Origin of the sequence: Aliihoeflea sp., assembly GCF_052435475.1 — a bacterium.
In the GTDB taxonomy this organism is placed as follows: Bacteria; Pseudomonadota; Alphaproteobacteria; order Rhizobiales; family Rhizobiaceae; genus Aliihoeflea.
In genome coordinates, this window is record NZ_JBQVMV010000013.1 from 70,424 (window position 1) to 88,233 (window position 17,810).

The following is a 17,810-nucleotide window of genomic DNA, read 5'->3' on the forward strand; positions in this document are numbered from 1 at the left end:
GTCACCGGCGGCATTGACAGTCGATACGTGCTCTGCCTAATCTCACGCCCATGTTGAAGACGGCACTCATTCTCGTAGTAGGAAGGCGCGTGGGCAAGGCGGTGTAACCGCCGGGCGAAAGCACCCCATGCGCAACACGCAGGCTCCCCACGGGAGCCTTTTTTGTTTCCCGAACCAAGCCCCCGACCACAGACAAAGACGACGGACCAGCCCCATGAACAGCGCCACACATGACAGCGGACGACGCGAAATGACCGGAGCGGAGATGGTCGTCCAGGCCCTCCGCGACAACGGCGTCGCGCATATTTTCGGCTATCCGGGCGGCGCGGTCCTTCCGATCTATGACGAGCTCTTCCAGCAGGAAGACGTCCAGCACATTCTCGTTCGCCACGAGCAGGGCGCGGGCCACGCGGCAGAGGGCTATGCGCGCTCGACCGGCAAGGCGGGCGTCATGCTGGTCACTTCCGGCCCCGGCGCGACGAATGCGGTGACGCCGCTGCAGGACGCGCTGATGGATTCGATCCCGCTCGTTTGCATCACCGGGCAGGTGCCGACCTCGCTCATCGGGTCCGACGCTTTCCAGGAATGCGATACGGTCGGCATCACGCGGCCCTGCACCAAGCACAACTGGCTGGTGAAGGACGTCAACGAGCTCTCCGCGATCCTGCACGAGGCGTTTCATGTCGCGACCACCGGCCGTCCCGGCCCGGTCGTCGTCGACATCCCGAAGGACGTTCAGTTCGCCAAGGGCATCTACACGCCGCCGCAGACAGCGCCGCGCACCAGCTACCATCCGAAGGTCCAGGGCGACATGGAGGCGATCAAGGCGGCCGTCGAGATGATGGCGAACGCGAAGCGCCCGGTCATCTATTCGGGCGGCGGCGTCATCAATTCGGGAGCGGAGGCAAGCCACCTCCTGCGCGAGCTCGTCGATCTCACCGGCTTCCCGATCACCTCGACGCTGATGGGCCTCGGCGCCTATCCCGCCTCGGGGCCGGCGTGGCTCGGCATGCTGGGCATGCACGGCACCTACGAGGCCAACATGACGATGCATGATTGCGATGTCATGCTGTGCATCGGCGCGCGCTTCGACGACCGTATTACCGGCCGCCTCAACGCGTTTTCACCGAACTCGAAAAAGATTCACATCGATATCGACCCGTCCTCGATCAACAAGAACGTGCCGACCGACGTGCCGATCATCGGCGATGTCGGGCGCGTCATGGAGGACATGGTGCGGTTGTGGCGGGCGACCGCGCGGACCGACAAGGCGCGGCTCGCGCCGTGGTGGGAGCAGATCGAGAAATGGCGCGCCCGCGATTCGCTCGCCTATCGGCCGAACGATGAGATCATCATGCCGCAATATGCGATCCAGCGGCTCTACGAACTGACCAAGCACCGCGACACCTACATCACCACCGAAGTCGGCCAACACCAGATGTGGGCGGCCCAGCACTACGGCTTTGAGAAACCGAACCACTGGATGACCTCGGGCGGGCTGGGAACGATGGGCTACGGCCTGCCGGCGGCGCTCGGCGTGCAGATCGCCCATCCGGACGCGCTCGTCATCGACATTGCCGGCGACGCCTCGGTTCAGATGACGATCCAGGAGATGAGCTGCGCGGTGCAGTATGAAGCGCCGATCAAGATCTTCATCCTGAACAACCAGTATATGGGCATGGTGCGCCAGTGGCAGCAGCTTCTGCACGGCAATCGCCTGTCGCACTCCTACACCGAGGCGATGCCCGACTTCGTCAAGCTGGCGGAAGCCTATGGCGGGCACGGCATCCGTTGCGAAAAGCCGGGCGATCTCGACGACGCGATTCAGGAAATGATCGACGTCAGGAAGCCGGTCATCTTCGATTGCCGCGTGGCCAATCTCGCCAACTGCTTCCCGATGATCCCGTCGGGCAAGGCGCACAACGAGATGTTGCTGCCCGACGAAGCGACGGACGAGGCGGTGGCGAACGCGATCGATGCCAAGGGCAGGGCGCTGGTCTGATCATTCAGCCAGAACAGCGACTTGAAGACAGACATTCGAAAAGAGAATCACCTGATGAACGCACATCTTCAGCCCACCGGTTCGGCCTATTTCATCGCCAAGGAGACCGAGAAGCCGGAAGCCCACACGCTTTCCGTGCTGGTCGACAACGAGCCGGGCGTGCTCGCGCGCGTCATCGGGCTATTCTCCGGCCGTGGCTACAACATCGACAGCCTGACGGTCTCCGAAACCGAGCACGAGAAGCACCTGTCGCGCATCACCATAGTCACGCGCGGCACGCCGCATGTGCTGCAGCAGATCAAGCACCAGCTCGAGCGCATCGTGCCGGTTCATCGGGTCAACGATCTGACGGTCCGTGCGGCGGAACTCGGGCACGACCGGCCGCTCGAGCGCGAATTGGCGCTCGTCAAGGTGGCGGGCACCGGCGAGGACCGCGTCGAGGCGCTGCGGCTGGCCGACGCCTTCCGCGCCAGCGTCATCGACGCCAATACCGAGCACTTCATCTTCGAGATCACCGGGCGCGTGTCGAAAATCGAGCAGTTCATCGCGATCATGAAGCCGCTGGGGCTGATCGAAGTCTGCCGCACCGGCGTCGCCGCGATGAACCGCGGCCCGCAGGGCATGTAGTTTCAGCGCCGCCGAAATCCCTTGATTGACAGGTCGGCGATGCCGGCCGGAAAGACCGAGCCATGAGCGCGGAGACTTTCGTCGCACTGGTTGCGTTCGCCTTCGTTTCGTCGATCACGCCGGGACCGAACAACTTCATGCTGCTGGCCTCGGGCGTGAATTTTGGCTTCCGCCGCACGATCCCGCACATGGTCGGCATCGGCGTCGGTTTCTTCAGCCTGCTGATGGGGGTGGGGCTCGGCCTCGGCGCGCTGCTCGAAGCCTATCCGCAGCTTCACACGACGCTGAAATTCGCTGGTGGCGCCTATCTTCTCTGGCTTGCCTTCAAGATCGCACGCTCGCGGTCGATGTCATCGGGTGGAACGGGACGCGACCGGCCGATGACGTTCCTCGAGGCGGCCGCCTTCCAGTGGGTGAACCCGAAGGCGTGGATCATGGCGGTGACCGCGATGGCGATCTACACCAGCCCAAGCGCGCCCTATCTCTCCGTCCTCCTCGTCGCCACCGCCTTCGCGCTCGTGAACTTTCCGAGCGTGTCGACCTGGGCAGGATTTGGCACGGCGCTGCGCGGGTTTCTCGCCGATCCGGTGCGGCTGAAATGGTTCAACATCGCGATGGGCGTTCTGTTGGCGGCGTCGGTGGTGCCGATCTTGAAATAAATGTTCTTGTTGCGTTCCTTTTGTCTGTACGATAGAGTTTTCGTAAAGAGGCGGGCGCACAGAGAGAGCCGTAGTGACGTTGAACATCAGGGACAGAGAGACGGACGCGCTCGTTCGGAAGCTGGCGCAGACGCGACAGATTGGTTTGACGGAAGCTATTCGGGAGGCCGTTTCCGAATCGCTCGCTGCCGATGAGCGCAAGGCATCGTTGTGGCAAAGAACGGCGGCTCTTCGTGCGCGCGTCGCATCTTACCCGCGCACGGGAGCAGTAGCGGACAAAGCTTTCTACGATTCACTGTCTGGCCAAGGCGACGATTAGATGTTCGTCGACAGTTCCGCACTCGTTGCGATAATCGCTTCCGAGGATGATGGAGAGGCATTTGCCGACCGATTGAAAATGTCCCGGCGCCCGGTGACTTCGCCGATTGTCGTATTCGAGACCGCGCTTGCGCTAGCGCGGATATTCCATGCGTCTACCGATGAGATGACCTTGATCGTCATCGAGTTTCTCGAAGAGTCAGGGATCGACGTGATCGAAATTCGCGCGGATGCGCATCTGATCGCTCTCAAGGCTCATCAGCAGTTCGGCAAGGGAACGGGGCATGGCGCGCAGCTCAACATGGGCGACTGCTTTTCCTACGCCGTGGCTAAATCAGCGGGCATTCCCTTGCTCTACAAGGGAAATGACTTCGCGCAGACCGATCTGCGCTGACATGCGCTTGATCCTGCCCGTCGAATCCTGCGAAACAGCGCCATGAAATTTTCTCCCCAGCAGGATGAGGCGCTGAAGGCCGTTTCGAGGTGGCTTCAGGGCGGGCGCAGTCAGGTGTTCCGGCTTTTCGGCTATGCGGGCACGGGCAAGACGACGCTCGCGCGGCATTTCGCCGAGGATGTCGATGGCCAGGTGCAGTTCGGTGCGTTCACCGGAAAGGCGGCGCAGGTGCTGCGCTCCAAGGGCGCGCTGAACGCCCGCACGATCCACTCGCTGATCTATCGCCCGCGCGGCGAGGAAGCGGTTGCGGACGAGACGACGGGCAAGACGTCGATCAACCCGACCTTCTCGCTCAATCGCCAGAGCCCGATCGCGAAGGCCAAGCTCGTCGTCATCGACGAGTGCTCCATGGTGGACGAGGCGCTCGGGCGCGACCTGATGTCGTTCGGCACGCCGATCCTTGTCCTCGGCGACCCGGCGCAGCTGCCGCCGATCTCCGGCGGCGGATTCTTCACCGAGCACGAGCCCGACTATCTCCTGACCGAAATCCACCGGCAGGCGCGGGACAACCCGATCATCCAGCTTGCCATGGACGTGCGCGAAGGGCGCGAGTTCATGATCGGCGATTATGGACGGGCGAAGGTGATTTCGCGCGACGAGGTCGATCAGGACCTCGTGCTCGATGCCGATCAGGTGCTGGTCGGGACGAACCGCACGCGCAAGCGCTACAATCAGCGCCTGCGGCAGTTGAAGGGCTTCGAGGCGGCCTATCCGCAGGCCGGCGACAAACTTGTTTGTCTGCGCAACGATCCGGCCAAGGGGCTGCTCAATGGGTCGCTTTGGAAGGTGATGACGTCGTCGCGCGAGACGGTGAAGCCGGGCATCAACCTGCTCGTCTCGCCCGAAGAGGACGATCCGGATCGCGGCATCGCCAAGATCAAGCTTTTGAAGGCCGCGTTCGACGATCCGGACGCCGATGTTCCCTGGCAGCAGAAGAAGCGCTTCGACGATTTCGACTATGGCTATGCGCTGACCGTCCACAAGGCGCAGGGCTCGCAGTGGGACAAGGTCGTGCTGTTCGACGAGAGCTTCGCCTTCAAGGACGCGCGCCAGCGCTGGCTCTACACGGCCATCACCCGCGCCGCCGAGAGCCTGACGATCGTTCGCAGCTAGACGATCTCGAACAGGAGCGCGGTCGCGTCGTCGCTGCGCTTGAAGCGCGGGAAGGCGAGGCCGTCCGGGTCTTCGCGATGCTCGACGACGCGCAGTTCGGCGAGGAGCTTCGACAGGCCGTCGCGCGATGCGGTTTCGACGAAGGCTGCCGCATCGTAGCGGCCATAGGTATCGACGAGGGCGGCGAAACCGTCCGTGCAGAGGAGACCGCGGGCGGGCAGGGCAATGTCGAGTTCCTCGCTGACGACATGGCGGGCGGCCCTCGGCTCGGTGCCGAGCGTCCAGACATCGGAGCCTTCGCGATTGTAGGTTGCCCGGCGCGCGCGCAAGGCGCTGCGCACTTCCGGCTGGGCGAGCATGTCCGTAGCTTGCGTCAATCCGCCGAAGGCCTCGATCACGCGGCGCGCGCCTTCCGGTTCTTCCGTGCGGCCGGGAAGGGCGGTGCGGTCGAGCGCGCTGCCGTCGGCGGACAGAAGGAAGAGGCGGCAATCGCCGAGGCCGTGCGTGGCGATTGCGCCGTTGGCGACCGAAATCATCTGGAAGCCGGCGATCGGCAACTGCCAGGCAGGAATGTCATCGCCGTAGAGCATGCCGTCGAGCACGGCCTTTGCCCGGGCGTTGGTCTGGCGGACGATCTCGCCGATCGGACGCTTGCCGTCGGCGAGTTCCTCGAAGCAGTCCTTGGCAAGGGCGGCGAGCCAGGCGGCATCGGAGGGCGCGTCGGGCAGGAGGCTTTCGCCGAGGCCGGTCGCCCCGTCGATGACGAAGGCGCAGGACCGGTTGCCACCGCATGCGTCCTCATTGGGACGCTTGGGGTCGCCGCGGTCGGTGATTGTATCCAGAATGCGGAGCGTTGCCATGCGGGCGGATGTGCATGCGGAAAATGATGGGAATGTGAAACCCGATCAGACGCGCTGCGGAATCTCGCGCGCGCCAATCCAGGTCCAGGCTTCGGCTTCCTCGTCGCTGCCGAAGTGCTTGAGTTCGACCGGCAGCCGCTCGAAGAAACCGGCTGCACGATCCGTCCAGTCAGGCTCCCCGACCGCGGCGCAGCGCTGGACGTGCTCGAGCGCGTGCTGGCGCCCTTCCTTGGCGGTTGCCGCCGAAATGTCGTCCCAGGCGGAGCCCTCATAGTCGGTCAGGCGCACCAGCACGTCCAGACGGTCGTGGAGCGCGTAGGCGCCTTCGAGCAGTCCATAAAGATTTTCGACGTCCGCGCCGGTGACGAAGCCGGTGATCTCGATGGCGAAGACGTCGGAGCGATCCGTTTCGATGCGGCGAACGGCAGGGATACGGTCGAGCGGGTGCATTGCCTCTCCATGTCTGGACCAAGAATCTGTTCATGTTGAACCCGCAACGAGGCCTGTTCGTTCCGGTCGCGCAACGTTAGAAGAAACGAAAATGCGATGCGGGACAACGCCATGGCGACGAAACTTTCGGTCAATCTCAACGCGGTCGCGATGCTGCGCAACCGACGCGACCTGCCCTGGCCGAGCGTTACGGGGCTCGGGCGCATCGCGCTGGCCGCCGGCGCGCATGGGCTGACCGTCCATCCGCGCCCCGACCAGCGCCACATCCGGTTTTCGGACCTGCCCGAGATCCGCGCACTGATCGACGACGAGTTTCCGCATGCCGAGTTCAACATCGAGGGCTATCCGACGGACGACTTCCTCGACCTCGTCGAAGAGCACCAGCCCGAGCAGGTGACGCTCGTGCCCGACGATCCGGCACAAGCGACTTCGGACCATGGCTGGCCGTTCGAACGGCATGGCAATTTCCTGAAGCCGGTCGTCGCGCGGTTGAAGAAGGGCGGGATGCGCGTCTCGCTCTTTGCCGATCCCGAACCGGAAGGACTGGAAGCCGCGCGCGCGACGGGAGCCGACCGTGTCGAGTTCTACACCGGCCCCTACGGTTCCTGCCATTCCGATTCCGAAAAGGCTACCAAGGAACTGGAAAAGCTTGGCAAAGCGGCGGATGCCGCCGTCGCGCTCGGGCTCGGCATCAATGCCGGACACGATCTGACGGTCGCCAATCTCGCGCCGCTCGTGCGGCGTGTTCCCGAGCTTGCGGAAGTGTCAATCGGTCATGGGCTGACGGCCGACGCGCTTGAATATGGCATGGCCGAAACCGTGCGTCGTTTCCTGCGTTCCTGCGAAGGGTAGAGCATAACACCCCCGCGCGCTGCATGGCTGACCCTGCGAAAAGGGCAGTTGATATTGCACTGCAACAGGCGTAGAAGCCCGCCCGTCCTTCAAAGGAGGGCAAATGAAATGGAAATGCCAATCGAAGGCTCGCGCCATGATGCTCCGTCGTCGACGGGGCACGGCACCGGAGCCCTGGCACTGGCCGCAATCGGTGTCGTCTATGGCGATATCGGCACCAGCCCCATCTATGCCTTGCGTGAGGCCATTCACGCCACCGGAAATCCCGACCGTTCGACCGATGCCGAAGTCCTCGGGGTCCTGTCGATCATCGTGTGGTCGCTGACGCTCATCGTCGCGATCAAATATGCGCTGATCGTGCTGCGCGCCGACAATCGCGGCGAGGGCGGCACGCTTTCGCTGATGGCGCTCGCGCGGCAAAATGCCGGGCGCCTTTCACCAGCCGTCATGCTGCTCGGCATGGCCGGTGCCGGGCTCTTCCTCGGCGATGCGCTGATTACGCCGGCGATCTCGGTCCTTTCGGCCGTCGAGGGGCTGGAAGTCGCAACGCCCGCCTTCGCGCCCTATGTCATTCCGGTCACCGTCGTCATCCTGATTGCGCTCTTCGCGGTCCAGAAGAAGGGCACGGCTTCGGTCGCGATGGTGTTCGGGCCGATCACCGCGATCTGGTTCATCGTGCTCGGCGGCCTCGGTATCTGGCACATCATCGACGCGCCGCAAGTGCTGGCCGCACTCAATCCGGCCTATGCGGTCGGGTTCCTGTTCAGCCATTCGCATGTCGCCTTTGCCGTCATCGGCGCGGCGTTCCTCGCCGTCACTGGCGCCGAGGCGATCTATGCGGACCTCGGCCATTTCGGCCGCAAACCGATCGTGCTTGCTTGGTTCGGACTGGTTTTTCCGGCGCTGCTCCTCAACTATTTCGGCCAGGGCGCCTTCATCCTCAGCCATGAGGGTGCGACCGGGCAACCGCTGTTCCAGATGGTGCCGTCCTGGGCGGTATTCCCGCTCGTCATCCTGGCGACTGTCGCGACCGTCATTGCCAGCCAGGCCGTCATTACCGGGACATTCTCGCTCGCCAGCCAGGCGATCCAGCTTGGGCTCCTGCCGCGTTTTGCGGTGTTCCATACATCCGATACGCAATCCGGCCAGATCTTCATGCCGCAGATCAACGCGCTGCTGTTGATCGGTGTCGTGATCCTGGTGCTCGAATTCGGCTCTTCGAGCGCGCTTGCCGGCGCCTACGGCATATCCGTCACCGGCGAAATGGTGGTGACGGCGCTGCTGCTGCTCGTCGTCATGCGCAATGTCTGGAAGTGGCCGCTCGTCGGCGCGCTCGTCGTCATCATCCCGTTCCTCGTTCTCGACATGACCTTCCTCGCCGCCAATTCGCTGAAATTCTTCGACGGCGGCTGGGTGTCGGTCGCGGTGGCTGCGGCGGCGATGGTCGTCATGATGACTTGGCGCAAGGGCAGCCGGCTGCTCTTCCACAAGACGCGCAAGACCGAAGTGCCGCTGGCGCTCCTGACCGACAACCTCGCCGCCAAGCCGCCGACGCTCGTTCCGGGAACGGCGGTTTTCCTGACCAGCGATCCCGAAAGCGCCCCGACCGCGCTGATGCACAGTCTCAAGCACTACAAGGTGCTGCACGAGCACAACGTCATCCTGACCATCGTCACGGTCGAGCAGCCGCATGTAGGCGACGCGGACCGGGTCGAGATCGAGCGCATCAACGACCTGTTCTCCAAGGTGACCCTGCATTTCGGCTACATGGAACGGCCAAACGTGCCTAAGGGCATGGCGCTCTGTCGCAAGGCGGGCTGGAAATTCGATATCATGACGACGTCGTTCTTCCTGTCGCGACGCACGCTGAAGGGCTCCAGCCAGTCGGCCATGCCGCACTGGCAGGATAGGCTCTACATCACGCTCGCGCGCAACGCGTCGGACGCCACGGCCTATTTCCAGATTCCCAGTGGCCGGGTGGTGGAGATCGGGACGCAAGTCGTCATCTAGGATGCGGGTCGAGATTTCGGCACGCCCAGCCCGAAATCTCGACACACCCTGCAAATCCTTCGCCGAGGGGCTTGCGCGCCCCTCGGCGCTTCGCTAGAACTCCGAACCGTACCGTACGGTACACAAATTTCGGAGCATGGATTTGGGTGAAGCCGCGACAGCGATGGACGAGTGGACGGAGCGTCAAAAGGACGTTCTGGACGCCGTGCTCGACCTGCTCGTCACCGGCGGCGATGCCGTGACGACGGCCGCCATCGCGCGCAAGGCGAACTGCTCCAAGGAAACGCTCTACAAATGGTTCGGCGACCGTGACGGGCTTCTGGCCGCCACCGTGCGCTGGCAGGCCTCGCGCGTGCGCGCCGGAAATTTCGACGCCCAGCATCTCGACGCCTCGCAACTGCGCGAAAGCCTCGAGGCCTTCGCGGTCAACTGGCTCTCCGTCATCTCCAGCCGGACCTCGATCGCGCTCAACCGCGTCGGCATCAGCCATGCGGGCTCGGGCAAGAGCGGCCTTGGCCGCATGGTGCTGGCGAACGGACGCTTCGCCATCGGCGAAAGGCTGAAGCCGCTGCTCGAAGCGGGCAGGGCGAACGGGCTTCTCGCCTTCGACGATACCGAGACGGCGTTCCGCACCTTTTTCGGCCTTGTCGGCCGCGACGTTCAGATCCGGCTGCTGCTCGGCGACCGGCTGGAAACGACTGAAGCGGAACTCGCGCGGGATGCCGCGCGCGCGACGCAGCAGTTCTTCGCCCTTTACGGGGCACCGCAAACCCAAAAAACACTCCAGGGAAGGATATGACCATGCGCGTTTATTACGATCGCGACGCCGATCTCAATCTCATCAAGGGCAAGAAGGTCGCCATCATCGGCTACGGCTCCCAGGGCCGCGCCCATGCGCTGAACCTCAAGGATTCGGGCGTCAAGGACATCGCGGTCGGTCTCAAGGCCGGCTCGGCGACCGCCAAGAAGGTCGAAGCCGACGGGCTCAAGGTGATGACCGTCGCCGAGATCGCCAAGTGGGCCGACCTGATGATGATGGCGACGCCGGACGAGCTTCAGGCCGACATCTATCGCGACGAGATCGCGCCGAACATCCGCGACGGCGCCGCCATCGCCTTCGCCCACGGCCTCAACGTCCATTTCGGCCTGATCGAGCCGAAGTCGACCGTCGACGTCCTGATGGTCGCACCGAAGGGCCCCGGCCACACGGTTCGCGGCGAATACCAGAAGGGCGGCGGCGTGCCGTGCCTCGTCGCCGTCCACCAGGACGCCTCGGGCAATGCGCTCGACCTCGGCCTTTCCTACGCCTGCGGCGTCGGTGGCGGCCGCTCGGGCATCATCGAGACCAACTTCAAGGAAGAGTGCGAGACCGATCTCTTCGGTGAGCAGGTCGTTCTTTGCGGCGGCCTCGTCGAGCTGATCCGCGCCGGTTTCGAGACGCTGGTGGAAGCCGGCTACGCGCCGGAAATGGCCTATTTCGAGTGCCTGCACGAAGTGAAGCTCATCGTGGACCTCATCTATGAGGGCGGCATCGCCAACATGAACTACTCGATCTCGAACACGGCCGAGTGGGGCGAGTATGTTTCGGGTCCGCGCATCATCACCGCCGAAACCAAGGCCGAGATGAAGCGCGTGCTGAACGACATCCAGACGGGCAAGTTCACCTCCGAATGGATGCAGGAATACCGCTCCGGCATGGCCCGCTTCAAGGGCATCCGCCGCCGCAACGACGCGCACCAGATCGAGGAAGTCGGCACCAAGCTGCGCGCCATGATGCCGTGGATCGCGAAGAACCAGCTCGTCGACAAAGCCAAGAACTAATCACGTTCTGCTACTGAGACCGAACGGGCCGCTATCGCGCGGCCCGTTTTCATTTTGGCATCGTCCTTGCTGCGCCAGTCTCAGGTGGATGGAGGTTGTGCCATGATGACACAGATTACCCAGCGCTCGATCGCCATGGGCGGCGAAGTCTTTCCGGATCGGCGCAGCGAGCAGCGCCGGCGGGTCTTCAAGGGTGCGGTGCTGCGGTTCGACGGTGGCTATGCCAGTCGCGAATGCGTCGTTCGCAGCCTCTCCGACCACGGCGCGCGGCTGTCCTTCGGCGATGCGCTCGACATCCCGCCGCGCTTCGACATGCGCCTTTCCGACGAGGCGGCGTTCAGGCCTGTCGAAATGCGCTGGCGGCGGGGCGGCGAGGTCGGTGTGCGGCTCGTCTAGCCGTAATGCCAGTGCGGCTTGGGTTCCTCGGCAAGGAACTCGACGCCCACGCGATCCTTCGTGCGCCAGCGCACGACCGAGCGAAAGCCCTTGGCGTCGGTCGGGATATAGAGAAGGAAGTCGTCCGGAACGACGACATCGGCCGGCACGCGCAGCTCGGCACCTTTCGAATGCATGTTGCGCACGGTGCAGGAAATCTCCGACGTGTTGACGTCGCCGATGATCGACGCGCCCTTGAGGACGCGCTGGCGATGTTCGCGGCGGAGATTCTCGTCAGTCACCAAACTGCCTTACCCAGTGCCAAATGATGGCACCGACCCTTATCAGCGCCGTGGCGAAGATAGGGTTAACGATATCACAGATAGGGCGAGACGCAGGTGCGCCGGCCGCCGCGGGGCGGCAGGAACGTGTTGTCGGCGGTGCGATAGGATGCGTAGCGCGCGCTGCACCAGTCGATATGCGCAAAGGGAAGCGCCGTTGCGCCCCCAACGGGCGGTGCGGCGATGACGCGCCGACCGGCATAGCCATAGGCCGAGCCGTAGCTTTCGGCGGCCGGGTGGGGCGGGTAGAACCAGCTCGCGTCGTCGAGAGGGTACTTGAAGCCCCGATAGGGAAGGGGCGGGCTGCCGAGTTCCTCGACGATGATTGCAGATGCCGGGGGCGCGACCGCGACCGGAGCCTGGACGCCCCAGCCGGGATGGATCGGGCCCTTGTGCATGTCGGCGCCAAGGGCCGGTGCGGCGAGGCCGAGCAGGGCAGTGATGGCGAAAAGGGCTCTCGACACGGGCAATCTCCTTGCAGGTGCCAGGCACACTATCCGTCACGGCTTTAGCGAAGCTTGTGTTTGCATCCGCCCTTTGCGACGGTGCGGCCATGTCGCTGCGCATCGCCACGTTCAATGTCGAGAACCTGATGAACAGGTTCGATTTTTCCGGCTTTCGCAATCAGCTCCTGCAGGACCGGGCGCTGTCGCTCTTCCAGATCGAGAACGAGGCCGACTACCGGCACCTCGAACGCGCGCGGATGATCTCGCACACGGACGATGCGCGCCAGCTCAGCGCGCTCGCCATCGCCGCGGCGCGGGCCGACATCATCTGCCTGCAGGAGGTGGAAAACATCGAGGCGCTGCGGGCCTTCGAATATGGCTATCTGTTCAAGATGGTCGGGCATGGCTATCGCGAGAAATATCTCGCCAAGGGCAACGACATGCGCGGCATCGAGGTCGCGATCATGTTCCGCACCGAGACCGCCTATGGCGAGCCGATCGAGTTCGTCTCGATGCAGGGCCACGCCCATGTCACCTTCGAGGAGCTCGGTCTCTACAACGAAGCGCTCGCCGGGGTCGGCGAGAAGCCGCACGACCTCGTGTTCCGGCGTGACTGCGTCGAGGTCGACCTCAAGGTCGCGGGCCGGCCGGTGACGATCTATCTCGTTCATTTCAAATCGATGGGTGGTGCGCGCAACGGGCTGCCTGGGCGCGAATCGACGATGCCGGTTCGTATGGCTGAAGCCGCGGCGGTACGCGCGATCATCGAGGCGCGGTTCGGGCCGAAGGCGGCGCAGAAGCGCTGGGCGATCTGCGGCGATTTGAACGACTATCGCGAGCGGATCGTCGTCGAGGGCGGGATCGAGGGGGACTGGACGTTCACGCCGGTGACGGAAGACATCCGCACCAGCCTCGACGTTTTGACCGAGGGCGGCTTTTGCGAGAACGTCGCCGAGCGCCTGGCGCCGCTCGAACGTTGGACGCTCTATCACACGCGCGGGCCGCAGGAACGGCATCTGTGCCAGCTCGATTACGTGCTCGTCTCGGGCGGATGGGCGCAGAAAAACGCGGCGCGCCTGCCGCAGATCATCACCAGGGGCCAGCCCTGGCGCACACCCTTTCCGCCCGGCCAGTCGCCCGAGCGCTGGCCGCGCATCGGCTGGGACCGGCCGAAGGCGTCGGACCACTGCCCGGTGGTGATGGAACTGGACGTTCTATAGCGGTTACTCGTGGCGCAAGGCGACGATCGGGTCGAGCCGGGCGCCGCGCAGGGCCGGGAAGAAGCCGAACACCATGCCGATCAAGCCCGAAAAGCCGACCGCGAGCGCGATGACGGCAAGGCTCGGCACGAACGGGATCGAAAGGCTCATCGCTGCGAGGCCGGCGAGCGACAGGCCGATGACAACGCCGATGATGCCGCCCAGCACCGACAGCACCGTCGCCTCGACCAGGAACTGAAGCAGGATGTGGCGCTCATGCGCGCCGATGGCGAGGCGGATGCCGATTTCGCGCGTGCGCTCGGTCACCGACACCAGCATGATGTTCATGATGCCGATGCCGCCGACGAGCAGGCTGACGCTGGCGAGCGCGCCCAGCATACCGGTCATGACCCGCGTCGTGCTCGTCACCGCGTCGGCGATCTGGGTCATGTCGCGGACCTGGAAATTGTCTTCCTGGCCGGGCGAAATGCCTCGGTTTTCGCGCAGGATCTGCTCGATGTCGACGACGACCCCGCTCGTCGCGACCCCGTCCTGCGCGGCGACGAAGATGGTGCCGATGTCGCGGTTGCCGGCGATGCGGCGCTGGAAGGTCGGCAGCGGCATCAGCACGGTCGCATCCTGGTCCTGGCCGAAGCCGGCGGTGCCCTTGGCCTCCAGAACGCCGATGACTCGGCAGCTCATCTGACCGACGCGGATCGGCTGGTCGAGCGGATCGCCGGCGCCGAAAAGGGTCGAGCGCACCGTCTGGCCGATGACGCAGACATTGCCGCCGGAGCGCGCCTCCTGCTCGGAAAAGGCGCGGCCGAGCGTGACCTCCCAGTTGCGCGCAGCGAAATATTCGGTGTCGGTGCCGGTGACCTCGGCGGTCAAATTGTCGGCGCCGTAGACGATTCGCACCTGCCGCTGCGCCGCGCCCGAGACCGCATCGACGCCGGAGAGCGAAGACGAGATCGCCGCAAGGTCGCTGGCGTCGAGCCGGCGCGGCGTGAAATTGGTGGTGCCGCCGCGCGAGGGGCGGGCAGACGAGACCATCAGGAGGTTGCTGCCGAGATTGGAGATGTCCTGCTTGACCTTCTCCGTCGTGCCGGACCCGACCGTGATCATGGCGATGACGGCGGCGACGCCGATGACGATGCCGAGCAGCGTCAGGAACGAGCGCAGCGCGTTCCGACGCACGGAGCGCAAGGCGAGGCGGACGGTCTCAAGAAACAAGGGCCGCCTCCGTATTCACGCGATCATAGGCGATGTTGCCGTCGAGAAAGCCGACGGTCCGGTCCGCGAAGGCGGCGATGTCGGATTCATGCGTGACCATGACGATGGTCAGGCCCTGGTCGCGGTTCAGCCCGGTGAGGAGTTCCATGATCTCGTGGCTGCGGGCCGTATCCAGATTGCCGGTCGGCTCGTCGGCGACGAGCAGAGTCGGATTGGCGACGATGGCGCGGGCGATCGCGACGCGCTGCTGCTGGCCGCCGGAAAGTTCGCCCGGTGTGTGGTCCTCGCGTCCCTGAAGCCCGACCTTCGCCAATGCTTCCATCGCCATGCCGCGGCGCTCTTTCGCGGGCACGCCGCGATAGATCAGCGGCAGTTCGACATTTTCCGCAGCCGTCGTGCGGGCGAGGAGATTGTAGCCCTGGAAGACGAAGCCGATATAGAGATTGCGCAGGACCGCGCGGCGGCCGCGATCGAGCGTGCCGGCATCGACGCCGAGGAAATCGTAGCGGCCCTCGCTCGGCGTATCGAGGCAGCCGATGATGTTCATCGCCGTCGACTTGCCCGAGCCCGACGGCCCCATGATTGCGACGAACTCGCCGCGCCGGATCGACAGGTCGACGCCCGCCAGCGCGTCGACGCGCGCTTCGCCCGCGCCGTAGGTCTTCCAGACCTTGGCGAAGGCGAGAAGCGGCGGCTCGGCGTGGACGTTCATCACCGCTCCCGCGTGCCGACGACGATCTCGGCGCCTTCCTGCAAACCGTCGACGATCTCGATCCGGTCGCCGTCGCTGGAGCCGGTGGTGACGCGGGTCGCCTGCGGCTCGCCGTTTTCCATGACGTAGAGCGTGCGCTGCGAGGGATCGGCCGCCTGTCGCGCTTCGCCGCGATTGCCGCCGCCACGCCCGCCGCGGCCCATGCCCATGCGCGGCGGCGAGAACAAGGCCTGCAGGCCAAAGCCCGAGGACCGCTCTTGCGCAACCGCGGGGCTGAACCGGAATGCCGAGGCCGGCACCAGAAGCGCGTCCTCGGCCTCGCGGGTGACGATGTCGACCGTCGCGGTCATGCCGGGGCGCAGCAAAAGCTCGTCATTGGTCACCGCCAGCCGCGCCTCATAGGTCACGACGCCTTCGGTGACAACGGAGGCATAAGCGATGTCGCTGATCTCGGCGTCGAAGCGGCGGGTCGGAAAGGCATCGACCGTGAAGCGCGCCGTCTGGCCCTCGGCGACCTGGCCGATATCGGCCTCGTCGATCGCCGCCTTCAATTCCATGCGTTCCAGATTCTCGGCGATGACGAACAGGATCGGCGCCTGCGTCGAGGCCGAAACCGTCTGCCCGGGATTGAGCGAGCGCGTCAGGACGATGCCGTCGATCGGCGCGTAGATCGTGCTCTTGTCGAGATCGGCCTGCTGCAATTTCAGTTCCGCCTCGGCAATGTCCTGGTTTGCGCGGGCGATGGCGACGGCGCTGTCGGCGCGGTCGAAGGCGGCCCTGGATGTCTCCAGCGCCTGGTCGGCGACCATGCCGCGGCTTGCCAATTGCTCGGCGCGGGCGAGCGCCTGGCGGGTTTCCGTCAGCGTCACCTCGGCGTCGAGCACGCGGGCGGCGGCGGCGGCGACATTCGCCTCGGCACGTTCGATCTGCGCCTCGATCCGGCCCGTGTCGAGCACGGCAAGGACGTCGCCTGCCGAAACCCGCTGGTTCTCGTCGACGGAAACGGAGCGCACGACGCCGGACAGTTCCGTCGACACGTCGACCTGCGTCAGCGGCGCGAGCGTTCCTGTCGCCGACACCTCGACGCTCAGGGCGCCACGCTCGGCCGGCACGGTGCGGTAGCTGACCTGCGGCGCGGAGGAGGGGGCGAAGAGAGTGTAGGCGGCGCCGGCTGCGCCGAGCAGAAGTAGTCCCGCGACGAGCGGCCAGCGACGCTTTTTGCGTTTTGCCGTGCCGAGGCCGAGCGCATCGGAAATGTTCGGAGTTGCGCTGTGCGCGGAGGGCCCTTGCGGCCGGCCGGCGATCTGATCCATCTGACGAAGCCTGGCGCTCGATATGTCCCTATGCTTGACAGATCGCCCCAAAGCGCCCCGATTACAAATTAAAGTTTGGCCATGTCGGCCACCTTGAGGAGAGCCCGATCCGTGACTTCCGCCCGCCGCTACGCCGTCTACGACGTCTTCGCCGACCAGGTGCTGGCGGGCAATCCGCTCGCCATCGTCTTCGACGCCGACGGGCTCGATGACGGCGCGATGCAGAAGATCGCGAAGGAATTCAACCTCTCCGAAACCGTCTTCGTGCTGCCGCCCGAGGCGCCGGGCCACGCGGCCGCCATGCGCATCTTCACGCCCGGCCGTGAGCTTCCCTTCGCCGGCCATCCGACCGTCGGCACCGCCGTCGCGCTTTCGGATGGCGGGCAACCGACCGACCTTTCGATCCTGGTGCTCGAACAGAAGATCGGCCTCGTGCGCTGCGCGGTCTCGCGTGAGGGCGACGCCGCCTTCGCCGAGTTCGACCTGCCGCGTCTGCCCGAGCGCCTCGACTGTGAAGTCGACAAGGCCTCCTTCGCCGCCGCGCTGGGGCTTGGCGCGCATGAGATCGGCTTCGAGAACCATGTGCCGCAGCTTTGGACGGCCGGCGTGCCCTATGTCACCGTTCCGGTCGCCGGGCTCGACGCGTCCGCCCGCGCCAGATGCGACGGCGCGCTTTGGGCCGAAATCGCGCCGCAGGTGGATGGCATCATCGCCGACGCCTATGTCTATTGCCGCGAGACGGTCGGCCATGATTGCGCCTTCCACGCGCGCATGTTCGCGCCATATCTGGGCATCCCGGAAGATCCCGCGACCGGCTCGGCCGCCGCCGCTTTCGCCGGTGCGATCCACCATTTCGACCAGCCGGGCGCGGGGTCCCACCGGTACTGGATCGAACAGGGCATCGAAATGGGCCGCCCCTCGCGCATCCGGCTCGAGATCGACGTCGAAGGCGGCGCCATCACCGCAGCGCGGATCGGCGGACACGCGGTCAAGGTCGCGGAAGGCACGCTTTTCGCCTGACCATG

20 protein-coding genes are annotated in these 17,810 nt (G+C 64.9%); 13 read left to right on the forward strand and 7 right to left on the reverse strand.

The window, feature by feature from the left end:
- Window positions 1-214: 214 nt before the first annotated feature.
- The 6 genes from ACT6QU_RS14515 (at window position 215) to ACT6QU_RS14540 (ending at window position 5,173) form a co-directional block, all read left to right on the forward strand.
- Complete coding sequence (locus ACT6QU_RS14515; protein ID WP_444565242.1) at window positions 215-2,002, forward strand: acetolactate synthase 3 large subunit; 1,788 nt, start codon at window positions 215-217, stop codon at window positions 2,000-2,002.
- Window positions 2,003-2,056: 54 nt separating this feature from the next.
- Window positions 2,057-2,629 (forward strand): acetolactate synthase small subunit, encoded by a 573-nt coding sequence (ilvN, locus tag ACT6QU_RS14520; RefSeq protein WP_024588656.1) that lies wholly within the window; start codon window positions 2,057-2,059, stop codon window positions 2,627-2,629.
- 62 nt (window positions 2,630-2,691) lie between these two features.
- A complete protein-coding gene (locus ACT6QU_RS14525) occupies window positions 2,692-3,288 on the forward strand; it encodes a LysE family translocator (protein ID WP_444565241.1) in 597 nt (198 codons plus the stop codon).
- A 73-nt stretch (window positions 3,289-3,361) separates the two neighbouring features.
- On the forward strand, window positions 3,362-3,607 hold the full coding sequence (locus ACT6QU_RS14530) for a type II toxin-antitoxin system VapB family antitoxin (protein WP_444565240.1): 246 nt from the start codon (window positions 3,362-3,364) through the stop codon (window positions 3,605-3,607).
- Window positions 3,608-4,000: a type II toxin-antitoxin system VapC family toxin gene (locus tag ACT6QU_RS14535; RefSeq protein ID WP_444565239.1), complete on the forward strand. Its 393-nt coding sequence runs from the start codon at window positions 3,608-3,610 to the stop codon at window positions 3,998-4,000. It abuts the gene before it with no gap.
- 42 nt (window positions 4,001-4,042) lie between these two features.
- Window positions 4,043-5,173, forward strand: coding sequence for an ATP-dependent DNA helicase (locus ACT6QU_RS14540; RefSeq protein WP_444565238.1), 1,131 nt, complete (start codon window positions 4,043-4,045; stop codon window positions 5,171-5,173).
- On the opposite strand, the gene ACT6QU_RS14545 is transcribed toward ACT6QU_RS14540, so the two are convergent.
- Together ACT6QU_RS14545 and ACT6QU_RS14550 are read right to left on the reverse strand one after the other, a co-directional pair.
- Window positions 5,170-6,033, reverse strand: coding sequence for a hypothetical protein (locus tag ACT6QU_RS14545; protein ID WP_444565237.1), 864 nt, complete (start codon window positions 6,031-6,033; stop codon window positions 5,170-5,172). The two genes, ACT6QU_RS14540 and ACT6QU_RS14545, sit on opposite strands and share 4 nt — an antisense overlap.
- 45 nt (window positions 6,034-6,078) lie before the next feature.
- Window positions 6,079-6,483, reverse strand: a complete 405-nt coding sequence (locus ACT6QU_RS14550) for an STAS/SEC14 domain-containing protein (protein WP_444565236.1) — start codon at window positions 6,481-6,483, stop codon at window positions 6,079-6,081.
- Window positions 6,484-6,594: 111 nt separating this feature from the next.
- Between ACT6QU_RS14550 and ACT6QU_RS14555 the strand changes: the two genes are divergently transcribed.
- The 5 genes from ACT6QU_RS14555 to ACT6QU_RS14575 all read left to right on the forward strand — a co-directional run bounded on the left by ACT6QU_RS14555 (window position 6,595) and on the right by ACT6QU_RS14575 (window position 11,562).
- A complete protein-coding gene (locus tag ACT6QU_RS14555) occupies window positions 6,595-7,335 on the forward strand; it encodes a pyridoxine 5'-phosphate synthase (protein ID WP_444565235.1) in 741 nt (246 codons plus the stop codon).
- Window positions 7,336-7,443: 108 nt separating this feature from the next.
- Window positions 7,444-9,345, forward strand: coding sequence for a potassium transporter Kup (locus ACT6QU_RS14560; protein ID WP_444565234.1), 1,902 nt, complete (start codon window positions 7,444-7,446; stop codon window positions 9,343-9,345).
- A gap of 163 nt (window positions 9,346-9,508) precedes the next feature.
- Entirely contained in the window at window positions 9,509-10,144 is a 636-nt protein-coding gene (locus ACT6QU_RS14565; RefSeq protein ID WP_444836688.1) for a TetR/AcrR family transcriptional regulator C-terminal domain-containing protein, read from the forward strand.
- 2 nt (window positions 10,145-10,146) lie between these two features.
- A complete protein-coding gene (gene ilvC / locus ACT6QU_RS14570; protein WP_024588646.1) occupies window positions 10,147-11,166 on the forward strand; it encodes a ketol-acid reductoisomerase in 1,020 nt (339 codons plus the stop codon).
- Window positions 11,167-11,268: 102 nt separating this feature from the next.
- A complete protein-coding gene (locus tag ACT6QU_RS14575; RefSeq protein WP_024588645.1) occupies window positions 11,269-11,562 on the forward strand; it encodes a PilZ domain-containing protein in 294 nt (97 codons plus the stop codon).
- Here the strand turns inward: ACT6QU_RS14575 and ACT6QU_RS14580 are convergent.
- Window positions 11,559-11,843 carry a PilZ domain-containing protein gene (locus tag ACT6QU_RS14580; RefSeq protein WP_024588644.1) on the reverse strand — a complete coding sequence of 95 codons (285 nt, stop codon included), beginning with the start codon at window positions 11,841-11,843 and terminating at the stop codon, window positions 11,559-11,561. The genes ACT6QU_RS14575 and ACT6QU_RS14580 overlap by 4 nt on opposite strands.
- Window positions 11,844-11,917: 74 nt before the next feature.
- Window positions 11,918-12,346 carry a BA14K family protein gene (locus tag ACT6QU_RS14585; RefSeq protein WP_444565232.1) on the reverse strand — a complete coding sequence of 143 codons (429 nt, stop codon included), beginning with the start codon at window positions 12,344-12,346 and terminating at the stop codon, window positions 11,918-11,920.
- A gap of 89 nt (window positions 12,347-12,435) precedes the next feature.
- Between ACT6QU_RS14585 and ACT6QU_RS14590 the strand changes: the two genes are divergently transcribed.
- Complete coding sequence (locus ACT6QU_RS14590) at window positions 12,436-13,548, forward strand: endonuclease/exonuclease/phosphatase family protein (RefSeq protein WP_444565231.1); 1,113 nt, start codon at window positions 12,436-12,438, stop codon at window positions 13,546-13,548.
- A gap of 3 nt (window positions 13,549-13,551) precedes the next feature.
- Here ACT6QU_RS14590 and ACT6QU_RS14595 read toward each other — a convergent pair whose 3' ends face one another.
- The 3 genes from ACT6QU_RS14595 to ACT6QU_RS14605 are packed head-to-tail and all read right to left on the reverse strand — an operon-like array spanning window position 13,552 to window position 16,785.
- A complete protein-coding gene (locus tag ACT6QU_RS14595; protein ID WP_444565230.1) occupies window positions 13,552-14,760 on the reverse strand; it encodes an ABC transporter permease in 1,209 nt (402 codons plus the stop codon).
- Complete coding sequence (locus ACT6QU_RS14600) at window positions 14,750-15,472, reverse strand: ABC transporter ATP-binding protein (protein WP_444565229.1); 723 nt, start codon at window positions 15,470-15,472, stop codon at window positions 14,750-14,752. Before ACT6QU_RS14600 ends, ACT6QU_RS14595 begins: the two co-directional genes overlap by 11 nt.
- On the reverse strand, window positions 15,472-16,785 hold the full coding sequence (locus ACT6QU_RS14605; RefSeq protein WP_444565228.1) for an efflux RND transporter periplasmic adaptor subunit: 1,314 nt from the start codon (window positions 16,783-16,785) through the stop codon (window positions 15,472-15,474). Before ACT6QU_RS14605 ends, ACT6QU_RS14600 begins: the two co-directional genes overlap by 1 nt.
- An 81-nt stretch (window positions 16,786-16,866) precedes the next feature.
- Between ACT6QU_RS14605 and ACT6QU_RS14610 the strand changes: the two genes are divergently transcribed.
- Window positions 16,867-17,805 (forward strand): PhzF family phenazine biosynthesis protein, encoded by a 939-nt coding sequence (locus ACT6QU_RS14610; protein WP_444836685.1) that lies wholly within the window; start codon window positions 16,867-16,869, stop codon window positions 17,803-17,805.
- Window positions 17,806-17,810 lie beyond the last annotated feature (5 nt).